This is a genomic window from Hyphomonas sp. UBA4505 (genome assembly GCF_002388685.1).
Classification (GTDB): Bacteria; Pseudomonadota; Alphaproteobacteria; order Caulobacterales; family Hyphomonadaceae; genus Hyphomonas.
Window position 1 is genome coordinate 85,572 of the sequence record NZ_DGMZ01000012.1, and the last position, 18,721, is coordinate 104,292.

Sequence of the window (18,721 nt, forward strand, 5' to 3'; positions counted from 1 at the left end):
TCAAACTGTAGCGTCAACCAGTTGCGCAATGAAATCGTTGAGATAAGTCACGATTGCAGACTCACGCGCGCGCAAGGCCGCAGTGAAATCGGACCTCACCCCGCCAACGGGACCGCAATAGTGACGCGCCCCTTTGTCAATATCGTCAACAATACCCTGACTGATATCCCGGTCGCGCTTACACCACTCGAGAAGGCATTGCTCGTCTGTCATGTTCCAAAATCCTTTACATTCATCGCTCGCGATTCGAGCGGTACGCGCATCCTAGCATCTAGTCGGTTGGTCCTGAGTGAATGACGAAATTGATCAGTACAACAAACACGACAGAATGGGCCGGTCATCTATTCACAAGACCCGTACCCACGGCCCATTGCCCTGCTGCAAAAGTGCCCAGATGGCCCAGACCAGCGCATCCACCCGGTCAGGCGATCCGCGAAACCCTTCCGCGCCGAACTGGCACATCTGGTCTTCCAGCGTCGGCAACAGGCCGACATGCGCCACCCGCCCCTGCTCATACAGCGTCGCCACAGGCGCGGCCCGTGCGCGCTTGCCCAGCCGCGCATGCACCAGCCGCACCGGCACATCCGCCCCGGCGCTTTCCAGCACCTGCCGCACCATTTCGCCGCCCTGATTGGACTCGGCGATGATCTCCCGCGCGCCAACCTCGCGGCACACCGCAACCGCTCGCCTCGCCCAGTCGAGCGGCTTCAGGCCCGGCGCCGACGCATCGGCCAGCACATAGGCGACCCCGTCGCGCACGCCCGCCGCAATAATCCCGCAGGCATCCGCCGCAGGCCCGCTCGTTGCGGGCGGGTCCACCGCCACGATCACATCTTCCAGCATGGGCGGCGCGCTCACCCGTGCCGCATCAATCATCTGCCTGCGGAACAGCGCGCCTTCGGCATCTTCCAGCAATTCGCCATGAATCTCCTGCCGGGCCAGCGCGCTGTTGCCATAGGCCGCCTGCATGGCCGCCACGAACCCATCTGACAGATTCTCCGCATTCTCGGCCATGCTGGCCTGACGCACCAATGTCCCCGGCCCGGTGAGCAGACCCTTGAAGAAATCTGTCGGTCGCGGCGTGGTCGTCGCCATCACGCGCGGGTCCGCGCCCAGCCTCAGCCCCATCTGCAACGTGTCCCACACGGCCTGCCCCCGCATCCATGCGGCGATCTCGTCACACCAGGCCACATCAAATTGCGGCCCGCGCAAACTGTCCGGATCTTCGGCAGAGAACACATGCGCTTCCGCCCCATTGTCAAAGCTCAGGATCCGCCGGCTGGGCGAGTAGTGTGGGCGGCGGCACTTCAGCGGCTCGATCCATTTCAGCCCGCTCGGCCCATCGATCATCACTTCGCGCACATCGTGCAGGGCGGGTCCCACCAGCGCCGCCCGGTGACACCGCCCGTGAATCATCGACCAACGGAGCCATTCGGCCCCCGCCCGCGTCTTCCCAGCGCCGCGTCCGCCCATGAACACGAAGCTCCGCCATCCGCCCGGCGGCGGCACCTGTATATCGCGGGCGTGCAGAATCCACGGATTCTGGCTGACCAGGCTGCGCTCCCATTCCGCCAGCGTGCTCCAGTCGTTGCTCTGCGCCGCCTGACGCGCCCTTTGTTTGAAATCCGGCAGCAAGGGCGTCCAGCCGGCATTGCTCAGCGGCTGGAGAGAGTTCGTCTTCGGCGTCTTCGCCCGTTTCGTCTTCGTTGGCACGTCCGGCAATCCGCACATCCTCATCCCCTTCCCAAGTCGCCACCGCCATTTCCATCCGCCGGATTTCCGCCGCCAGCCGCATGATCAGGCCACTCAGCGCGCGCAACTCCTCCGGTGTCACATCCGCCGCAATCATGCGGTCCACTGCCATGTCATGCGCTTCGCTCAGCGACAGGCGCTGACGCTCCAGCGGTCTCTCCGGAGCGTCGAGCCCATTGTCCCGGATCACACGCCAGACTGTGCTGGCGCCCCGGCCAACCTGCGCCGCGATCTCCGCCATGCTCCGCCCCAACAGGCGCTGGAGCCGGACCTGCCGGATCAGGCGTTGACGATGGGGCTGTCGGATCATTCGGGCCTCCTGCGGTGAGAGGGGCAATGTCGCATGGGTGCGGATCCCGTCGAATTCAGGCTCCGAAAACCCTCAAGCTTTCGGGATGATTCGCCTGCTCAACCTCAGAGCGACGCCAATAAGTGTTGCGGGAAAAGCACGAATTTTTCCCCGCATGGCAGGCACTTGCCCCATTTTCCTAAGAATTCCGGGGGCGTCATAAAAACATTACGCATCTGTCATCCAGCCGTAACTCTGGCGTGGGACGGGGCCGCAGTTTTCGAAGCGTAGACTTCTTAATACGGATTCCCAGAGCAAGGACGACCTCCCATGACCTTTACTTCCCGCAAGCTCCTCCTGATCGGAGCTGCCACTGCTGTGATGGCGCAGGCTGCTGCCGCCGACATCCTGAAAGGGACCGTGACCGATGCGTCCGGCGAAGCTGCGCTGCAGGGCGCGATTGTCACGATCGAGGAACTGGGCCGTACCGCCTCGTCCGACCGGTTCGGCAAGTATCGCTTCACCAGCGTCCCGGCCGGCGACTACACGGTCAGCGTCTCCTATGTCGGCGCGGACATGGTCACCGACACAGTGTCGATCTCTGGCGACACCGATTTCAGCATCCAGCTTGGCGGCGATGTGCGCTATCTCGACAACATTCTCGTTGTTGGCTCGGCTGCGGCCCAGGCCGGTGCGATCAACCAGCAGCGCGCCTCCGATGCCATCATCAGCGTCATCGACTCCGATGGCCTCGGCAACTTCCCCGACACGACCGTGGCGGACTCGCTCGCCCGCGTGGCTGGCCTGTCCATCGAGAATGACCAGGGCGAAGGCCGCTATGTCTCGATCCGCGGCATCAACTCTGACCTGATCTCAGCCACCATCAACGGCGTGCGCACGCCGTCTCCGGAAGATCGCCGCGGCGTCTTGCTGGATGGTGTGCCATCTGACCTTCTGGACGGTATCGAAGTCCAGAAATCCCTGACCCCGGATGTCGATGCCGACACAATCGGCGGCGTCATCAACCTCAAGACCATCTCCGCCTTTGACCGCGACGGCCAGTTCATCCGCGCCAAGGTCGAAGGCTCCTACAATGAGCTGACCGAAGACGTCTCCCCGAAAGCCACGCTGACCTATTCCAACGTGTTTGGCGACAAGCTCGGCGTTGCGGCCTCCATCAACTATCAGAGCCTCGGCATTCAGGCCCATAACAACGAAACTGGCGGCTGGGGCTTCGACGACGACCTGAACGCTTTCATTCCGAACGATGATTATGAAATGCGCTGGTACGACCTGACGCGCGAGCGCGTCGGCCTCGTCTTCAATGTCGACTACCGCATGACCGAGAACACTGAGCTCTACCTGCGCACATTGGTCAACGAATACACGGACGACGAAGTCCGCAACAAGTTCGAGTTCCGCGACCTCGCCGAAGAAGGTGTCAGCGTTGACGGCAACCTCTACAACTTCAACTTCGCCGAAGCAGACGTCGAAGTCCGCCAGCGCGAAGAGACCCGCAAGATCCAGACCTATGCGCTGGGCGGCAAGACTTTCGCCGGCAACTGGACCGTCGATTACGAAGTGTCCTACGCCTATGCCGAAGAAGACGATTCCAACAATCACGACGTAGCCTTCCGCTCCGACGACATGGAAGGCGATGGCATCGTCGTGTGGGACAACTCCGACCCGCAGAAACCGAAGCTCTCCGGCACGGGCATCGATTTCCTGTATGACCCGGCCAGTTATGAAATGGACGCCTACGAGCAGGAGTTCACGGTCAACGAAGACACTGAATGGGCCTACAAGCTCGACCTGACCAATGACACCGTCCTCGGCAATACGCCCGTGACCTGGAAAATGGGTGTGAAGGTCCGCGACCGCGAAAAGGTCCGTGACGAGAACCTCTTCATCTGGGAACGCGACGATGTCGCCCTGACCGATTACATCAATGCCAACAGCCAGATTTCCGGCTGGCGCATGAACAACCCGATGTTCGAATGGCCGAGCGCCGGCCTGACCCGGGCCCTGCGCGGAACCTTCACCGCCGATGAGCTGGACGAAGACGGTACGAATTTCGACAGCCTCGCCGGCGACTACACAATCGACGAGATGATCATCGCCGGCTACGGCATGGGCACCTTCCAGATCAACGACCTGACCGTCGTTGCCGGGGCGCGTATCGAAGCCACTGACGTATCAACCACGGGCAATGTCTTCTATGAAGGTGGCGATCCAGACCAGGTCGGCACACGCCAGTTCGACGATGAATATGTCCACGTTCTGCCGAGCCTGAACCTGAAATATGCCTTCTCCGAAAATGTCGTCGGCCGCGCAGCCTATTACGCTTCGCTGGTCCGCCCGGCCTTCGGTGAGATGCGCCCGACAGCTGCCTTGAATGATGACCGCGACGAAGTCGAAATGGGTAACCCCAATCTCGACCCGTACGAGGCCAACAATTTTGACCTGTCGATCGAATACTACCCGACCAAGCTGTCGGTCCTGTCGGCTGGCTTGTTCTACAAGGACATCCGCAACCCGATCTTCGGCGCCACCTATGACATTGACCAGCTGCCAGGCTCCATCGATCTGGGCTTCCTTGGCGATGCCGGTGCGGACATCGAAGAAGTCGCCACCTACATCAATGGCGAGACCGCCACGGTGCAGGGCCTCGAACTCAACTATGTCCAGCAGCTCGACTTCCTGGGCGGCTTCTGGGAAGGCTTCCTCGCCTCCGCCAATGTCACCATCGTTGAATCCGAAGCGTCCGTCCCGGACGAAGAGGATGTGGCCCAGACCCGCGACGTGCCGCTGCTCAAGCAGAACGACCTCATCTGGAACGCCTCCATCGGCTACGACAAGGGCCCGTGGGATCTGCGCATCTCGGCCAATTTCCGCGATGACTATCTCGACGAGCTGTTCGGCGCCGATCTGGACCGCTACACCAGCGATCACCTCAGCGTCGAAGCGTCAGCCAAATACGACGTCAACGACAACCTCCAGATCTATGTCGAAGGCAAGAACCTCACCGACGAGCCGGAATACTATTATCACGGCGCAGAAAGCCGTTTGTCTCAGTATGACGAATATGGTGCCCGCTATGTCATCGGTGCCCGCCTGACCTACTAGGCTGGGTTGACGAGACTTACCGAAAGCCGGGCGGGGAGCGATCCTCGCCCGGTTTTGTTTGAACGCATGGCACTCAGCCAAAAACCTGTGCATCTGCAATCGTTTGGGTACATTTTCCTTGCGTTAGGGGGTGCACCCGGTGTTTTTCCTGCTAGAAGGATACAATTAGCGGGAGAATTTTTCATGAAAGCACCAATTCTGGCTCTGGCCGCCCTGATCGCGGTATCCGGCTGCGCCCTCAAAAAGAAAGAGGGCTACTCGGTCGCCGATGCGTCCAATGACGAGAACATGATCTGTGAGCGCGTAGCGATCCCGGGCAAAGTCTATCCTGGCAAGATCTGCATGACTGCAGAACAGTGGGCCCGTCATGAGGCTCAAGGTGAGAAAATGGCTGGTGAAGCCCAGCGCGGTGCATTGCGGACCCCGGCGCCAGGTCAAGGCACCTGAGCCAAGTTCGACAAGATCACTATCCGGGAAAAGCAGGCCAATTGGCCTGCTTTTTTCATGTCCGACAGACGCGCATCATGGCACATTTGTGAAAACTCGCCCGCGCGTCTTGATCTTGCGCCGGACGCAGGGAATACCGACCCGAACCCTGTTTGTCCCAGCCCCTGAGGAGTGTTCATGAAACGCTATATTCCCCTCGCCGCCCTGCTTCTGTCTGCCTGCGCCACAGAGCCTGCCCAGCAGATTTACGCCATCGACACTGCGCCCATCCCGGCATCTATCGAAACGGCGCCCATGACAGGCACAGGCGACAAGGCGGACGATCCGGCTGTCTGGGTGAATGTCGCAAACCCGGCTGACAGCCTGGTGCTCGGCACCAACAAGGATGAAGGCCTCCACGTCTACAATCTCGCAGGCGAAGAGCTTCAATTCCTTGATGTCGGCCGCGTCAACAATGTCGACCTGCGCGGCGATGTCGCTGTCGCCTCGAATGACGAAACCAATTCCATCAGCTGGTTTGCCATCGACCCGGTCACCGCCACGGTCAGCCATGTTGGCGACACGCCAACACAGAAAGACGAACCCTATGGCATCTGTGCTGGTCAGGTCGGCACCACCTATTACGCAATGCCCACTTATAAGGACGGCATGGCCCAGGTCTGGTCTGTCCAGACCGACAAGATGAGTGAAGGTCCGGAGCTGGTCGCTGAAATCCAGGTTGGCCAGTTCGGCCAGCTTCAACTGGAAGGCTGTGTATTTGACGAAGCCAATGGTCAGGTCTTTCTCGGTGAGGAAGAGCACGGCATCTGGAAACTCGACCTGAATGACTGGTCTGCCGCCCCGGTCAGCGTCGACACGATCGCCGCACAGAATGGCCTGGTCGCCGATGTTGAAGGCATGGACATCTGGGCCGGTGCAGATGGCGCGGGTTACCTTGTTGCGTCGTCCCAGGCCGCAGACCGGTTTGTCGTCTATGACCTGAAAGCCCCTCATGCGCCGCGCGGCGTCTTCACCGTAACGGCCAATGCCGACGGCTCCATCGACGCTGTAACGCATACGGATGGTCTGGATGTCAGCTCTGCGGCGCTGCCGGGCTTCCCGAAAGGCATTCTCGTCGTTCAGGATGATGGCAATCCGGCCTCCGGCGTCGACCAGAACTTCAAGCTGGTCGACTGGTCCCTGATCGAATCCGCCCTCGGCCTCGACTAAGTCTGAGCGTTACCCCAGAGTCACGAAAGCCCGCCCTCCGGCGCATTGGAGAGCGGGCTTTTTCGTTTGCGATGCACAGGGCCTGTCAGGCAGCCCTGGCAGCGAGGATGGCCTCTTCCACGTCGCGCAACCTGTCCTTGCCGAACCACATCCTCTCCTTCACGAAGAAGGTGGGTGAGCCGAAATTGCCGCGCTCGACGGAGGCCGTGGTGTTGTCCACCAATTCCTGCTTGATCCCGGAATCCTGCGCCGTGGCCATCAAGGCGTCTGCGGGCAAATCCGCTGCGGTCAGAACCCTTCCGATCGTTTCAGGATCATCCATCTTTTGCGCGCCCTGCCACATCGCAGCGTAGATCGCGTTCACATAGGGCTTGAACACGTCCAGATGCTGCGCCGCCACGGCGCCGCGCATGATCGCCAGCGTGTTGACCGGAAAATGCGGGTTCATCGCGAAGGCCTGGGTCAGGCCATGCCGCTCGATGAACCGCATCATTTCGAGCCGCTCATATTCCGGTTTGTTTCGAATACCCGCAAACGCCATCACCGGGGACTGATTGCCTGTCGCCTTGAACACACCGCCCAGCAGAACCGGCACATAGGTGAAGCTCACTCCGGTGCGCGCCTCCACGTCCGGAATCACCTTGTGGCTGAGATAAGCATTCGGGCTGCCGAAATCGAAATGGAATTCAACGCTCACATCACGCATCACCATGTCTCCCCATAGGGACGGATTTCCTGTTCGAAGGTCCAGGCTGTTTCCGGTTGCTGGAACAATTGCCAATAGGCATCCGCGATGGCTTCGGGTGGCATCAGGCCCGGCGGGTTGTCTGGCCCACCTGCCTGCCTGATCCGTTCGCGCACCCATTCGGTATCGACGCCAGCGTCAATGATGAGATGGGCCACGTGGATATGCCGGGGCCAAAGTTCGCGCGCCATGGATTCGGCAACGGCGCGCAATCCGAACTTGGCCGCGGCAAAGGCGGCGTAGCCATTCCCCCCGCGTCGCCCTGCGGTTGCACCGGTAAAGAAGATCTTGCCCTCCCCATGCTCAAGCATCAGCCGCGCAGATTCGCGCCCCGTCACGAAGCCGGCGAAGCAGGCCATCTCCCAGACCTTGCGGAACACGCGATCCGTCGTCTCAAGTATGGGAAAATTCACATTGGCCCCCACATTGAAAATGGTAAGGGCGAGCGGTGCCAACGCGTCCGCTTCGGCAAGGAAAGCGGTGACATCTTCTGGTTCGCGCGCATCCAGAGATCGGGCTGAGATCCTGCCACCGGCCGCCTCTATCTCGGCGACCAGAGGCTCAAGCTTGTCGCCATTGCGCCGGCCTGCCACGATCAAATACCCCTCAGAAGCGAATTTTTTCGCAATGGCCGTGCCAATATAATCGCCCGCCCCCACAATCGCGACGCTTTTGTCCAAATGCGCCATGTCACACCTCCTTCTTGACCTCTGGTCTTCTCATTCAAGTTATGTGTATATGCACACTTAATGGGGTCGCGGTAAATCCCCCAATCATCGACGACCTAGAAAATCAGTGCAGGACACGCGTCATGCTGACGGACAAGACAGACAAGATCCCGCTGTTGGAAGACCTCCGCCACAGCCCTCACGTGTGCATGGCCGAGGCGGCCCGCGCCGCAAATCGCGCGCTTGCCCGTCATTACGGTGCCTATCTGGACGGAGCCGGCATCGCTCCCGGACAGGCCTCTCTTTTGATGCAGCTCTACTATCTGCAAGATACCTCCGTCGCCGATTTCGCAGCGCGCATGCGCACCGAGCGCACAACCATGGTCAGAAACATCGCGGCGCTTGAACGTACAGGCCAGGTCGAAACCTTCACGCCAGAGGGCCTGCGCGCGCGCCATGTCCGCCTGACCGATCAGGGACGTGCCTTGCTGACCGACATCGTCACCCGATGGAATGATGCCCAAACGGCGCTCAAGGCAAAGCTTGAGGCAGCGCAATGGGACGCTCTCATCAGCGCGCTGAACATGCTTGGAAACATAGATACTCACAATACAAACGATTGAGGCAGAGTTCAGACAATGTACTAGACGTGCACTGGCCGCTCGATTTTGGTCCCATGAGGAAGGGACTGGAAAAATCGGTCGATTTCGCTGTGGACGCCAACACGCTCTACTCCATCTATCTTCTGTCACAGAATGGCGGAGAGCTGCGTCACGAGTTCACGCCCACGGGAATCGCCTATGACTTGCGCATCGATGGCAAGCTGGTGGCGCCTGCGCCGAGCGCAGAGACCGCACTGGTCAAGAGTGCCGCCAGCTCGCAACACCGGCTGGGCATCCTGATCCGCCCCGACACCACTCACGCCCCCGCTGGCAAGTACACAGACCGCCTGACACAGGTGATCGTCGGGGATTAGGGCGGCTTCGGTGCCTACCCTACAGCCCCAACTCGCTGAGGCCGGGATAATCGTCAGGACGACGGCCCATCAGCCAGCGGAACTTTCTTTCACCTGCCGAGATGGGAAGGTTGTTGATGCTGGCATGCCGTCGTTGCATCAAGCCAGACTCGCTGAACTCCCAATTCTCGTTGCCATATGCCCGGTACCATTGACCGGTGCGATCGTGAAATTCGTACGCATATCGCACAGCAATCCGGTTGTCAGAAAAGGCGAACAACTCCTTGATCAATCGATACTGGATCTCTCGCCGCCACTTGGCAGTCAGGAAACTGACGATTTCGGCGCGACCATTGATGAAGAGGTCGCGGTTTCGCCAGATACTATCCTCGGTATAGGCCAGCGACACTTTCTCGGGATCCTGCCCGTTCCACGCATCTTCGGCGAGGCGGACTTTCTCGATAGCCGTTTGCACTGTGAAAGGAGGTAAAGGGGGGCGCATATGGGGCTCCTGAAATATCTGAAGGAAAGAATGCGGCCGGACGCACCGCCCGGCCGCCAATGAAAGGATCAGAGATCACCAACAGCCTTGTGCTGGATCGACGGCCAGGTCTTTTCAGCGCGTTTGAGAATCTTCACCTTGTCTTTCTTGTATTTTTCAAAGACGTCTGCGTTCACGAACAGGTAGAGCTTGCCATCGACAATGTCTGCATAGTGATGATCACCGTCGAACTTCTTGCCAAGGGCGACAGCATAAGCGCAGAAGCCACCATATTGCGGGGCAAAGCGCACCGGATCAGTCTTGAATTTGCGAGCCGATTCCGCAGACGCAAAATAGTAGGCGACGCCATCTTCAACAACCGTATGCGCGGCGTCGCCTTCGGCGACTGCGTTATAGGTGGTCAGGGCGACTGCGTCGACGCCGTGCAGGCCCAGGGGAACGCCCGCTGTCGTTACGCCGTTCGACACATTGTATTCGTCTTCTGCGAAAGCGGGCATTGAGGCCGACATCGCAATCGCGATGGCCATGCCAGTGAGATAAAGTTTCTTGGTCATGTCAGATATCCTTGAGGGGTGAATGCCAGTCATCTGGCGGAACAGGCCGATGGTTCAGGGGCTGCGCGCAGGAGTACGCATTTTCGGGCGGCGGGAGGCCTGCAAATATCCGCCGACGAAACAAGAGGGCGCCCAGCTGATGGGTGTGGGTGGGTGAGTTCAACTGGGCGCCAAGGGAGCCATCCGGGGAGAGGGCGCAGGAAAGATGGCTCCGAAGCTTATTTCTTGTAGGCGGATCTGATCGCCTTCACCGTGTTGGCGGTGTTATCAACGGCACTGGCAATCATTCGAAAATTGGTGAGGGATGCGTCATAGCCGTTGTAGTGCTCTGTGATGGCTCCGGCCGTTGCATCAGTCACAACCATGACCTCGAAACCTGATTCGATCAGGCTGCGCATGTGGGACTCCGTACACAGATTTGATGACATTCCTGCAAGAATGACCTTGTTGATGCCGGCTTTACGCAGCTGGAGCGCAAGGTCATTGCTATCCGGGCCATAGACTTTGTGCGGGCTGGTCACCACCGTCTCACCATTCTCGATATAGGGCTTGTACTGGTCCAGCCAGTCAGCACCAGACCCTTCGAATCCTTCGAGGTTCAAGGCGGATGGACGGTCGAACATGCCGATGGAGTGCATCAAGGTCTCGAGCGTGCCCTCGAAGAGCCACTCATGATCGTGCTCATAATAGTAATGCGGAGAGACGAATACGGGCATGCCGGTTTGCTCGGCAACCGCGAACAGATCGCCGATATTTTCGACGGTGCCGTTCTCCGTGATGCTTTGCCCGACCACGCCCCAAGTGACGCCGTCAGGAGACAGGAAATCATTTTGCGGATCGGTGACAACGATGGCTGTACCATCCGTGGTCACCACAAATCCTGGCATGGGCAAGCCATCATTGACCGGCGGCATCTTGGCCGACGCCGGGCGGGCGCCTTGGCTCTCGGCTTCGGCTGCAACGCCGATCAGGGCAATGACAGCCGTGGCCGTCGCGATGAACTTGAGAAGCGCTTGTGGCGTACTGGGTGAATTCAACATGGGTCTTTTTCCTCGCGGCTGTTGGGTCTGGTGGTCCAGTTTGCCAGCCCGGCGGGGAGATACTCCCGGTCTGGAGCGTCACCCTGAGCTGATCTGTACTCATCGTATGAGGGGCGACGATGAGCGTATTGACCGGTCGCGACATCCTGTTGACTGGACGCGACAATCCCTTTGGCGCAATGTGAAAGCGTGAGGTGCGATGGGGATCGCGCCCTTGGCGGGAAGGCCAAAGCGGGGAGCGCGCGGGAGATGGCAACAGTTTCAACCGTCTTCGTATTGAGGATCATTGAGCGGCTCAGCGACCGGATGGATCGGGACATGTTGTGCCGTGTGGCCGGACTCGACCCGTCGCCATCGGCCGGCCCGCCGCCCGCCATGATCCACGCCGCCAATTATTACAGCTTGCTGGAAACCATCGCCGAGACCGAGACACCGGATATCCGCTTCCTGCTCGGCGTCAGCATGTCGGCCACCTGCTCCGATTTCGGCGCTGTGGGCCTGGCCTGGAAATCGGCACCGACGCTGCGCCAGTCCTTCCTGCGGATGGACCGCCATGCGCGCGCCTACAATACGGCCTCGACGTTCAAACTGTATGACAAGGGCGACACATTCTGGTGGACGCACCGGCGGCCGGACACGCCGCGCCTCGGCCTGGACCTGTCGAGCGAGGGCGCGCTGGCCACCTATGTCACGCTGTGCCGGGAGGCGACCGGCCCGAATTCGAAACCGGGCGCGGTACAGTTCTGCCACCCGGAACCGGCCGGCTCGCGGGAGCTACTGGAGGCACACTTTCGCTGTCCGATCACTTTCGGGGCGGACATTGACGCACTGATCATCCCGGCCGAGCGGCTCGACAAGCCGAACCTGGTCGGCGACGAAAGCATCTGGAAATTCCTGAGCGCCCAGGCCGAGGGAATGCTGCCGGCCGAGTCCGGGGATCGCCAGCTGGACCGGCAGGTCGTGCTGCAGATTGCCGATGTGCTGACCGATGGCATTCCGTCGCTGGCGCAAGTTGCCTCGGATCTCGGCATGAGTGCCCGGACGCTGCAGCGCCGGCTGTCGGACCAGGGGCTGACCTTCCAGGCCCTGGTGGACCAGGCGCGGCGCGAGACGGCCGAGCGCTTTCTCGCCGACACGCGCTATTCCATTGCGGAAGTGGCTTTCCTGACAGGGTTTTCCGAACAGAGCGCCTTCACCCGCGCCTTCAAGCGCTGGGCGGGCCAGACCCCCGGGACCTATCGCGACCTGACCGCCGCCCCCTGACCCCACAAAAAAGGCCGCCCCACAGGACGGCCAACCGAAACATCTGGTGCCAGAAGAGGCATCAAAGGCCATACATAATACGCTGTATTTGTTAAATAATAAAAATATACGCTTGTTTGATACCCCCAAATATACCCCCAAACGAAATTCCTTACCCCTTAAACCGCGCCTATTCCCTCTTCGAACTGGTGGACAAAGGCGACGGCTTTCTCTGCGACACGCCTCACCTTTCGGCGACGTTCGAGAATGCGCGGTTTCTCGATCATGGCGGCAACGACGTCTTCGGGAAGGGGTTCGCGGCCCGTGAACCTGTAGTCTTTGATTATTAGATCAATCGCGTCGCGCTCCAGGCCCTCTTCCTCGCAAAGTCCGCCAATGGCCTTTTCCTTTTCACTCGCCCAATAGGCTGCGAAAGCCTGTTCAACGGTATCTCCATTTCCGAGAGCTGGCATGTGGTCACGGATGAACTTTTCGATCAGCTCTCGTTTGCTCCGCAACTGCGGTTCATTTCCAAGCAAACTTAGGACGGCGTCGCGCTTCTTGTCGCTCTCGCTTTTGTTGCCCCTGGCGGCGTCCTTGTTGGCCTGGTTCAACAGGCTGAGAATATAGGCGACATTGATTTCATCGCGCTGTATCAGTTCCAGCTCAAAATCGATTTCGTCCACAATGGAAACTGTTTCGCCGTCTTCGCTACTTTTCACCCGGTCGTAAATGTCCAGATACTTGCTTTTGTAGTCTTCGAAGGCCTGCGGGTCTAAATCCAGATCGGCGGGGTCGTACTCGCTAAAGCCTGTCAGTACGTTGCGAAGGCGCATCACAGCACGAAACGCTTTCACAAACAGCAACTGATCCTCTTCACTAATCAGGCCGTCCACGCTTTCCACACTCGGCACAATTGCCAGCAAGGCCGCCACAGCTGCGTTGAACTGATCGCGGTAATGTTCATACGGCTCCAGCAGGATGGTCTCGACGGGGTTCTCGTCGGAGAACATGCGGATCGCGGTATCGGTGGCCTCCTTCAAATTGCGGAAGCAAACCACATTGCCTTGCGATTTGAGTTGCCCAAGCGTTCTGTTGGTTCGTGAGAACGCCTGTATCAGCCCGTGATACTTAAGGTTCTTGTCGACATAGATCGTGTTCAGGCGCTTCACATCAAAGCCCGTCAGGAACATGTTGACCACTAACAGGATGTCGATCCGGTCCTTGGCATTATCCGCCTTATCGCGGCCCTTCATGCGCTTCGATAGATTGCGGAAGTAGGTGTAGAAGGCTTGACCATTAGCAACACTTTGGTTCTCGCCGAACATCTCATTGTAGTCGGCGACACAGGCCGCAAGCCGGTCGCGCGTGTGCTCATTGCCCGTGCCTGAATCGGCGACAAAATCGACTTCTTCAATTTGTCCGTCAGCGTCCTTGTCAGGTTCATTGGCCTGGAACGTGAAGACGGTGGCAACCCGCAGATCGTGATCACCTGCCTCGCGCCGTCGCTTGAACGCATCGTAATAGGTCAGCAGGCCGTCCACGCTGCCGACGCACATGATCGAACTGAAATGCTTCTTGTGCGTCTTGCGGTCGTGGTTGGTGATGATCCAGTCGACAACCTGTTCAACGCGCTCAGGGTGTTCGAAAAATTCCCGCGTGTTGATACCGGCAACGTCTTCATCAATCAGCGAGCCATCCTTGCGGCGAAGTTTGCCCCAATACTCGACGGCGAAGCGCAACACGTTCTGGTCTGCAATCGCGTTCGTGATGACGTATTTGTGCAGGCATTCTGTGAACAGATCTTTGGTCGTACGCTTACCATGTTCGTTCTTGGCGGCATTCTCCGCGAAGATCGGCGTGCCCGTGAAGCCGAACATTTGCGCCGCTTCAAAGAACTCAGTGATCGCCTTGTGTGTCTTGCCAAACTGGCTGCGGTGGCATTCATCGAAAATGAAAACGATCCGCTTCCGGCGCAAATCATCCAGCTTACCTGCATGGTGTTCGCGCGTGATGGCCGTGTTCAGCTTCTGGATCGTGGTCACGATCAGGGGCGTGTCGCCTGACAATTGCCTCACCAGCGCAGCCGTGTTGTCCGTGCCGTCAACGCTCCCCTCTGAGAAGGCGTTGAACTCCCGTGTCGTCTGATCATCCAGATCGGTGCGGTCAACAACGAACACCACCTTATCCACCTTGGGCAGGTTCATCAGAACTTGCGCTGCCTTGAAGCTGGTTAGCGTTTTGCCCGAACCGGTTGTGTGCCAGATATAGCCATGCTTTCGGCCCGCCTTCACACGGTCAACAATCGCTTCGACGGCGTAGAACTGGTACGGGCGCAGCACCATCAAAAGCTTATCGCTCTCGTGCAGCACGATGTATTTCGCGATCATCTTGGAGATGTGGCACTTTTCCAGAAACGCGTCGGCGAACGGCTCCAGCCTTGTGACCAGATTGTTCGCCGCGTCGCTCCAATAGAAGGTTTGTTTGAAATTCTGGCGGCGATTGTTCGCGTAGTACTTCGTATTCACGCCGTTCGAGATGACGAAGATCTGCACATATTGGAAGAGGGCGTTGTCCGCGCCGTAAGAGTGCCGGTGATAGCGGTTCACCTGATTGAACGCTTCAGCAATTTCCAGCCCACGCCGCTTCAGTTCGATTTGCACCAGAGGTAGGCCATTGATCAGCAGCGTGACGTCGTAGCGGGTTTTGTAAGCACCCTGCACGCTCACCTGATGCGTGACCTGATATTCATTCTGACACCAGTGTTCGGTGTTCATGAAACGGAGGTAGGCCGTACTGCCATCGTCACGGTTCAGCTGCATCCGGTCGCGCAAGGTCTTGGCTTTCTCGAACACACTGCCCTTGGCGAGGTGGTTCAGAACCTTTTCAAACTCGCCAGCGCTCAGCGTCGTTCCGCCCAGCACATCCGCATTGTGCTTTTCCAGCTGGCGCTTCAGATTGGCCTCCAGCTCGCCCGTATTGCGGATGGTGACGCGCTCATAGCCCAGCCCGCCCAACCGCTCGATCAGGGCTTCTTCCAGCTGCGCTTCGGATTGGTAGTCGGTCATTCGATAACCTCATAGGGCCAGCCATGAAAAGTCGATAGAAAGGGCTTTCCACCCTCTTTGTCGGTCAGCTTTGCCCAGATCAGAAATTTAGTGCCGATTGGGTGTGCGTCTCGCATGTCGCGTCGGCACCGTACATCCATCTTTGTATCATAGCCTTGGCCCGCGACAGGACGAACGTGAACCCTAGTAGATTTTCCAGATTTGACTGCGTAGTAGCTTTCTACGATGACCTGATGGTGGGCTTCCCATGGCATTGCCATCGTGTTCTCCTCACACAAACATCTGTTGCAGCAGGCCTTTTTTGAAGGCGGCTAGCTGTTCGATTTGATCGCTCACAGCGGCGATCTTGGCATCCAGAGCGGTGATCGCGTTAGCAATTTTCTGCTGTTCTTCAGTATGCGGGAGCGAAATTTTCGTTTTCGCCAATTCTGTTTGGTTTATACTCGCCTGACTCACCGCTTGATTGCAAACTCTCTCGAAATGCCGTTTCAAAGGCAAAGATGATAGCAGGAAGTACAAATACTCCGAGACGCAAAGATGTTTATCGGTCCTTATTCGAAGTAAATTCATTCCATGGAACAACGGCCTACTTCCGTCGTATATTGCAATTTTTCCGATATGTTTGACGCTGTTGATATTGCTGAACAGCAAATCGCCTTTTTCGAGCAAGTACCGGTCCATTCTTTCAAGCTTTGATACGTACCCAACCTTTTCGTAGTTCACCGTACCATCCGAGATAGTTTCGATACGAGTGACTGGAAGGCCGCTATCGTCGTTGATTTGGTTTGCAGTTGTTCCACTCTGTATCGCACTTACAACATCTCCCAGCCGCTTTTCTTCCCAATCGGGAAAGTGGGAGCCGTCGTCGCGGGTGAAGCGGAGGGTTTGGGAGAACAGGGCTTGCATCAGGCCGCGCTTGAACCGTGTCAGCGCCGCCTCTTTTTCCCGCAGCCCCGCCAGCTTCCCATCCACCGCCCCCAGAAAATCTGCAATTTTCCTTTGTTCGGACAAGGAAGGTATACTGATGTGAAGCGGTTTGAGGTCGCTGGTCAGGATATGACTGATCGTGTTGCCAGTACGAATTTTGTAAATGTGACGCAAACCAGCGGGTGAATAAAAATAATACTGGAAAAATTCGGATGCAACGCTTTCATCAGGACTAAGGACAACGAGTGCGTGACAGTTCGCCCCCTCTAACTCCCAGGGTATGACAGCACACTCGCCGACATGCCCGGATTGAACCATCACTAGATCACCGGATCGCAATTGAGACTTCTTTTGTTTGCGATGAAATTCTTCCGAAATCTCAATAAGTCCGGTTAGATCGAGTGATCCAGCTTTAACGTTTTTACCTTGGAGGTACGGCACTCCGTTAGTTTCGTAGAATGGCGTGGCAGTCCCGACAAAGCCATTTCTAATATGAGGAAACAACTCTCCCAGCTGCTTCTCTTGCCAAGCCTCAACAAAATTCCGAAATCGCAAGGTGGGCAAATCTTTGCTCAGAACCAAATTCATACGGGGGCCTCAATTCCCAGTTCCTCACAGAACCCTGTAATCGCCGCATCCAGGTCACCCATCTTCGCGTCAATAGCACGCAACTCTGCCGTCACCTCTGCCAGGTCAATGGGTTCTTCTTCCTCGAACGTATCAACGTAGCGCGGAATATTCAGGTTAAAATCATTCTCAGCAATTTCGGCGAGGCTGGCGCGGTGGCTGAACTTGTTGGTTTCGCCGCGTTCGCGATAGGCCGTCACGATCCGGTCAATGTCTTCACCACGCAGCATGTTCTGCGTCTTCACCTTGTCGAAGTGTGCGCTGGCGTCGATGAACAGCACATCATTCGGCTCTTCCCGGCATTTCTTGAACACCAGGATGCAGGTCGGGATGCTGGTACCGTAGAATATGTTCGCAGGCAAACCGATCACCGCATCCAGCCAGTTCTGGTCTTCAACCAAATAGCGCCGGATCGCGCCTTCCGCCCCGCCGCGAAACAGCACGCCATGCGGCAGGATCACCGCCATCGTGCCGTTTTCGTCCAGATGCGCCAGCATGTGCTGAACAAAGGCAAAGTCTGCCTTCGAACTTGGCGCCAGGCGTCCGTATTGGGCAAAGCGATCATCCGTTTCGAACAGATTGCTGGCGCTCCACTTGGCGCTGAAGGGCGGATTGGCAACGATGGCCTCAAACGTAATGCCAGTGTGCTGCGGGCGCTCCAGCGTATCTTCCTGTTGCAGGTCAAAGCGGCTGTAGTGCACATCGTGCAGCAACATGTTCATTCGGGCGAGGTTGAACGTGGTGCGGTTCATCTCCTGGCCGTAGAAATTCGCCACATCCTTCACTTCCCGCGCTACCCGCAGCAGAAGGGAGCCTGACCCACACGTCGGGTCATAGACAGATTTCAGTCGTTCCTTGCCCGTGGTGACAATCCGGGCCAGCACGGTGGAGACTTCTTTCGGCGTATAGAACTCGCCCGCCTTTTTGCCCGCGCCGCTGGCGAACTGGCCGATCATGTATTCATAGGCGTCGCCCAGCACATCGCTTTCAGAATTGGCCAGCTCAAAGTCGATCTTCTCAAGATGTACCAGCACTTTCGCTATCAGTTTGTTCTTGTCGGCTTCAGAGCGGCCCAGTTTGGAATTGCCCAGATCCATGTCTTCGAACAGGCTGATGAAGTCTTCTTCGCTGTCAGTGCCCCGCGTCGATTGCTCAATATTGTTGAGCACGGCCACAAGGTCACCCAGAATGAACTCGCCATTCGCACCGCGCGCCGCGATCACACTGAACAATTCGGACGGCTTCAGGAAGTAGCCGAGTTGGCGCACCGTATCGGCGCGGATCTCGTCCAGGATGGCGCGTCCTTCATCGGTCGCTTCATCGATCTGAAGGTAGCCGATTTTATCCTGCTTCAGCAGGCCGTCGGCATAGAGCCGCATTTTTTCTGACAGGTATTTGAAGAAGATGAAGCCAAGGATGTAATCGCGGAACTCGTCCGCCGCCATTTTGCCCCGCAACTCGTTGGCGATGTTCCAAAGCTGTTGTTCAAGTTTCTTCTTTTGCTCTTCGGTCATGCGGCCTTCCCTGTGATTCGCCTAGAGATAGCGAAAGCCGCTCCGGCAGGCTATCC

At 58.0% G+C, this 18,721-nt stretch carries 16 protein-coding genes; 6 read left to right on the forward strand and 10 right to left on the reverse strand.

The window, feature by feature from the left end; all coding sequences use genetic code 11:
• A complete protein-coding gene (locus B3527_RS09490) occupies nucleotides 1-213 on the reverse strand; it encodes a hypothetical protein (RefSeq protein ID WP_290479711.1) in 213 nt (70 codons plus the stop codon).
• Nucleotides 214-345: 132 nt separating this feature from the next.
• Nucleotides 346-1,473 (reverse strand): DNA-packaging protein, encoded by a 1,128-nt coding sequence (locus B3527_RS09495; RefSeq protein WP_290479712.1) that lies wholly within the window; start codon nucleotides 1,471-1,473, stop codon nucleotides 346-348.
• Nucleotides 1,474-2,371: 898 nt separating this feature from the next.
• On the opposite strand from B3527_RS09495, the gene B3527_RS09500 reads away from it, so the two are divergent.
• From B3527_RS09500 to B3527_RS09510, 3 genes are all read left to right on the forward strand, one after another.
• Nucleotides 2,372-5,167, forward strand: coding sequence for a TonB-dependent receptor (locus tag B3527_RS09500; protein WP_290479713.1), 2,796 nt, complete (start codon nucleotides 2,372-2,374; stop codon nucleotides 5,165-5,167).
• A gap of 183 nt (nucleotides 5,168-5,350) precedes the next feature.
• Complete coding sequence (locus B3527_RS09505) at nucleotides 5,351-5,614, forward strand: hypothetical protein (protein WP_206991026.1); 264 nt, start codon at nucleotides 5,351-5,353, stop codon at nucleotides 5,612-5,614.
• A gap of 177 nt (nucleotides 5,615-5,791) precedes the next feature.
• Nucleotides 5,792-6,823, forward strand: a complete 1,032-nt coding sequence (locus tag B3527_RS09510) for a phytase (protein WP_206991027.1) — start codon at nucleotides 5,792-5,794, stop codon at nucleotides 6,821-6,823.
• 85 nt (nucleotides 6,824-6,908) lie between these two features.
• Here B3527_RS09510 and B3527_RS09515 read toward each other — a convergent pair whose 3' ends face one another.
• Both B3527_RS09515 and B3527_RS09520 read right to left on the reverse strand, forming a co-directional pair.
• The gene (locus tag B3527_RS09515; protein WP_290479714.1) at nucleotides 6,909-7,529 is read right to left on the reverse strand and encodes a 2-hydroxychromene-2-carboxylate isomerase; all 621 of its coding nucleotides are present in this window, start codon (nucleotides 7,527-7,529) and stop codon (nucleotides 6,909-6,911) included.
• Nucleotides 7,529-8,257, reverse strand: coding sequence for an SDR family NAD(P)-dependent oxidoreductase (locus B3527_RS09520; RefSeq protein ID WP_290479715.1), 729 nt, complete (start codon nucleotides 8,255-8,257; stop codon nucleotides 7,529-7,531). The genes B3527_RS09515 and B3527_RS09520 overlap by 1 nt, the downstream gene beginning before the upstream one ends.
• Before the next feature lie 122 nt (nucleotides 8,258-8,379).
• Between B3527_RS09520 and B3527_RS09525 the strand changes: the two genes are divergently transcribed.
• Both B3527_RS09525 and B3527_RS09530 read left to right on the forward strand, forming a co-directional pair.
• A complete protein-coding gene (locus B3527_RS09525; protein WP_290479716.1) occupies nucleotides 8,380-8,859 on the forward strand; it encodes a MarR family winged helix-turn-helix transcriptional regulator in 480 nt (159 codons plus the stop codon).
• A gap of 53 nt (nucleotides 8,860-8,912) precedes the next feature.
• A complete protein-coding gene (locus B3527_RS09530) occupies nucleotides 8,913-9,212 on the forward strand; it encodes a hypothetical protein (protein WP_290479717.1) in 300 nt (99 codons plus the stop codon).
• 19 nt (nucleotides 9,213-9,231) lie between these two features.
• Here the strand turns inward: B3527_RS09530 and B3527_RS09535 are convergent, their stop codons facing one another.
• From B3527_RS09535 to B3527_RS09545, 3 genes are all read right to left on the reverse strand, one after another.
• Nucleotides 9,232-9,693, reverse strand: a complete 462-nt coding sequence (locus B3527_RS09535; RefSeq protein WP_206991033.1) for a DUF1348 family protein — start codon at nucleotides 9,691-9,693, stop codon at nucleotides 9,232-9,234.
• Nucleotides 9,694-9,761: 68 nt separating this feature from the next.
• Entirely contained in the window at nucleotides 9,762-10,247 is a 486-nt protein-coding gene (locus B3527_RS09540) for a YHS domain-containing (seleno)protein (RefSeq protein WP_290479718.1), read from the reverse strand.
• A 218-nt stretch (nucleotides 10,248-10,465) separates the two neighbouring features.
• Complete coding sequence (locus B3527_RS09545) at nucleotides 10,466-11,287, reverse strand: cysteine hydrolase (RefSeq protein ID WP_206991035.1); 822 nt, start codon at nucleotides 11,285-11,287, stop codon at nucleotides 10,466-10,468.
• A gap of 249 nt (nucleotides 11,288-11,536) precedes the next feature.
• Here B3527_RS09545 and B3527_RS09550 point away from each other — a divergent pair, with 249 nt between their 5' ends.
• Nucleotides 11,537-12,550, forward strand: coding sequence for an AraC family transcriptional regulator (locus B3527_RS09550; protein WP_290479719.1), 1,014 nt, complete (start codon nucleotides 11,537-11,539; stop codon nucleotides 12,548-12,550).
• Between the two features lie 158 nt (nucleotides 12,551-12,708).
• On the opposite strand, the gene B3527_RS09555 is transcribed toward B3527_RS09550, so the two are convergent.
• From B3527_RS09555 to B3527_RS09565, 3 genes are all read right to left on the reverse strand, one after another.
• Nucleotides 12,709-15,597 (reverse strand): type I restriction endonuclease subunit R, encoded by a 2,889-nt coding sequence (locus tag B3527_RS09555; RefSeq protein ID WP_290479720.1) that lies wholly within the window; start codon nucleotides 15,595-15,597, stop codon nucleotides 12,709-12,711.
• 270 nt (nucleotides 15,598-15,867) lie between these two features.
• Entirely contained in the window at nucleotides 15,868-17,112 is a 1,245-nt protein-coding gene (locus B3527_RS09560) for a restriction endonuclease subunit S (RefSeq protein ID WP_290479722.1), read from the reverse strand.
• Nucleotides 17,109-18,665, reverse strand: a complete 1,557-nt coding sequence (locus B3527_RS09565) for a type I restriction-modification system subunit M (RefSeq protein WP_290479723.1) — start codon at nucleotides 18,663-18,665, stop codon at nucleotides 17,109-17,111. Before B3527_RS09565 ends, B3527_RS09560 begins: the two co-directional genes overlap by 4 nt.
• Between the last annotated feature and the right edge of the window lie 56 nt (nucleotides 18,666-18,721).